We start from the raw sequence: 3,068 nt of genomic DNA on the forward strand, positions 1-3,068 counted from the left end.
GGCCTCAGGGGCGAGGATGATCTCCTGCAATTTCGCGCCAAGAGCTACTGCGTCGCCGGGCGGAACATGCCAGCCGGTCTGCCCGTCGCTGACCACTTCCACCAGCCCGCCGATCGCCGACACAAGCGGCGGCCGGCCATAAGCCATCGCCTCGATGGCGACGCGGCCCAGCGATTCCGGACGCCGCGACGGCACGGTGACGATGTCGGCCCAGCGATAATGCTCCGAGGGATCGGGAATGAAAGGCAGGACTCCGACGCGCCCGGCAAGCCCCATGGTTTCGACCAGTTCGGCAAGCGCACGCTCGCGCTCGGTGCTTTCGAAGGCGCCGCCGACCAGCCGCACCTCGACCCTCGCCTGGAGTTCTGCCGGCATCGAGGCGATCGCCTCCAGCAGGACCTCCTGCCCCTTGATCCGGTTGATGCGGCCGAGCAGCAGCACCCGCAATGGGCGCTTGCCGTCATACGTCATTGGTTCGACCGCCGCCGGCCCGGCAACGCCGTTGTAGACGACATATGCGCGCGCCGCCTTGGGATCGCCAAACGCGGTGCGTGTCGCGCGCGAGTTGAAGATCAGATCCGCATGGCTCCAGCGCATCAGGCCGACAAGTACCCTGCGCATGGCGCCTTCGGGGATTTCGTGGATGTGCAGGACGGCCTTGTAAGGCAGCAAGCGCGCGGCCAGCGCATAGTCGGCAACGATCGAGGTGTTGACATAGACGAGGTCGCAGGCCTTGAGGCGCCGCCACGCCCTGAACACGGCAACCGGCAATCGCGCCATCTCGACTGTCGCAAGGCGCGCAATGGCCTGGCGCCTCAACACCCAGAGCGGTTCGAAGACGATCCGGCTGGCATGCGCTTCCAGGATCTGGACGATCGGCCCGCTGCGCGGCAAGACCACCTCGATGTCGGCCGACGGAAACGCGGCGCGCAGCGCAGCCACGCTCTCCGCGAAGCTGCGGTCAGAACCATAGAGTTCATAACCCTGATGAACGCAGGCAATCCGCATCTTTGTTTCCCGCCGGATGCTACAACCATCGCGCTGGGCGATTGTGGCAGAACCCCGTCCGCAAGAATCATGCCTGGTTCGATATGTCCGCCTATCGGTTCGATATGTCCGACTGCCGGCCGTACGCCCCTGGCATTGCTTCGTTTCGATACAGCTACGCACAGAAGGGTTGACCGAGAATGAAACAACCACCGGGTTCAACACCGTTTTTTTACAACCCCGCGCCATGATCCCCTCCCAGGATACCGAAATCGGAAGATGGCACGAAAGTTGCGGTCTGCTCATTATAAATTAAGCAATATCTAATATATGAGATGTGTGAAAGTGCCGCCGGCCATGAAACCAGAAAAGCCCGCCATTCTAATCCTGGGGACCCGCGGCATACCCGCGGCCCATGGCGGCTTTGAAACCTTTGCCGAAAAACTGGCGCTGTTTCTTGTCGGGCGCGGCTGGAAGGTCGGCGTCTATTGCCAGGATGAGGTCGAGCGGATCGACCAGCGGGTGCGCAGCGAAACCTGGCGCGGCATCGAGCTCATTCACATCCAGGTCGCCTCCAAGGGACCGCGCGCGACCCTGGAATTCGACTGGCAATGCGCCCGCGATGCTGCCAGACGACAGGGCGTTTGCCTGGTGCTCGGCTATAATGGCGCGGTCTTCCTGACCTGGCTCAGGCTGAAGCGGCGCAAGATCTTCACCAACATGGACGGCATCGAGTGGCGTCGCCCCAAATGGGGGATGGCGGCGCGAACCTGGTTCTGGCTCAACGAATGGATCGGCGCTTGGGCCTCGCACCGGCTGGTCGCCGATCATCCCGCCATCGCCGATCACCTGGCGACGCGCCGGTCGCGCAGCGCCATCGCCACCATCGCCTATGGCGCCGATCCGGTGGCATCAGCGCCCGAGGCGCCGGTCCGGGCGCTCGGCCTCGAGCCCGGGCGTTATCTCATCTCGATCGCGCGCATCGAACCCGACAACAACATCCTGCCGATTGTCGAAGCCTTTTGCTCCACCAAGCGCGACATGAAGCTGGTGGTGCTGGGAACGCTGTCCGACGACATCCCCTACCATGCCGCCATCCGCAAGGCGGCGAACGGTTCGGTGGTGCTGCCGGGCGCCATTTACGACCAGGCAACGGTGAAGGCCCTGCGCTTCCACGCCCGCGCCTATCTGCACGGCCACACGGTGGGCGGGACCAACCCGTCGCTGGTCGAGGCGCTGGCGGCCGGCAACATGGTGATCGCGCATGACAATCCCTACAACAGGTGGACCGCAGGGGCTGCGGCGATCTACTTCACCGACAAGAACAGTTGCGCCGAGCGGATGCAGCAGGCGCTGGACGATGATGCCCTGGTCAAGGCCTGCGGCGTTGCCGCGAGGGCGCGGGCCCGCGAAGCCTTTCGCTGGGACGATGTCCTGCTCGCCTATGAAAACGAGGCCTATCATCTGCTCGGCATGACCGCCGCCAAGACCACTGCGATGGATCACGCATCGCCAGGAACCGTATGATAGGCTGGTCGCGCCGGCGGGTGCTGCGGACCGCGCTGTCCACTGCAGCGGCTCTCGGCTCGCTCCCGGTCGCACCAATCGCTCGCGCCGCCGCCGAGACGCGGTTTCGGCGCGGCGTCAACGCCTGGCCCTGGTTCTCGCTGACGCGTGAATTTCCCGCACCCCGCACCGACTACGGCTGGCCGCCCTTCCAGTCGCAACGGCCGGTGCCGACCCCAGACGACCTGCGTCGGTTGCGCGAGACCGGGCTCGATTTCATCCGCTTGCCCGTCGATCCCGGCCCTTTCCTGGCCGCCGACGCCAAGACGCGCAGTCAGTTGCTGGACATGCTGGACGCCGCCGTCACCGCCACCCTCGACGCCGATCTTGGCATCATCGTCAACATCCAGGCCAACGCTGCCACCCATTACTGGAACCCCGACCGCATGGTCTCCAGCACCGCCGCACCCGCTTTCGATCTCTATCGCGGGCTGGTCGGCGAGCTTGCCGGCAGGCTGGCGCGGTTCCAGCCCGGCAGGGTGGCGCTCGAGCCGGTCAACGAACCGGCGCAGGCC

Annotated in this window: 3 protein-coding genes; 2 read left to right on the forward strand and 1 reads right to left on the reverse strand. The window is 65.1% G+C overall.

The genetic code is table 11. From position 1 onward, the window contains the following. Positions 1–1,008 (reverse strand): glycosyltransferase (locus EN991_RS29590; protein ID WP_127370079.1); only part of this gene is annotated, 1,008 nt, incomplete at its 3' end. 336 nt (positions 1,009–1,344) lie between these two features. On the opposite strand from EN991_RS29590, the gene EN991_RS29595 reads away from it, so the two are divergent. Together EN991_RS29595 and EN991_RS29600 are read left to right on the forward strand one after the other, a co-directional pair. After that, positions 1,345–2,514, forward strand: a complete 1,170-nt coding sequence (locus EN991_RS29595) for a DUF1972 domain-containing protein (protein WP_164753832.1) — start codon at positions 1,345–1,347, stop codon at positions 2,512–2,514. Beyond that, on the forward strand, positions 2,511–3,068 hold a 558-nt coding region (locus EN991_RS29600; RefSeq protein ID WP_164769459.1), incomplete at its 3' end, for a cellulase family glycosylhydrolase. The genes EN991_RS29595 and EN991_RS29600, both read left to right, overlap by 4 nt.

It is taken from the genome of Mesorhizobium sp. M7A.F.Ca.US.005.03.2.1 (assembly GCF_003997795.1).
Classification (GTDB): Bacteria; Pseudomonadota; Alphaproteobacteria; order Rhizobiales; family Rhizobiaceae; genus Mesorhizobium; species Mesorhizobium ciceri.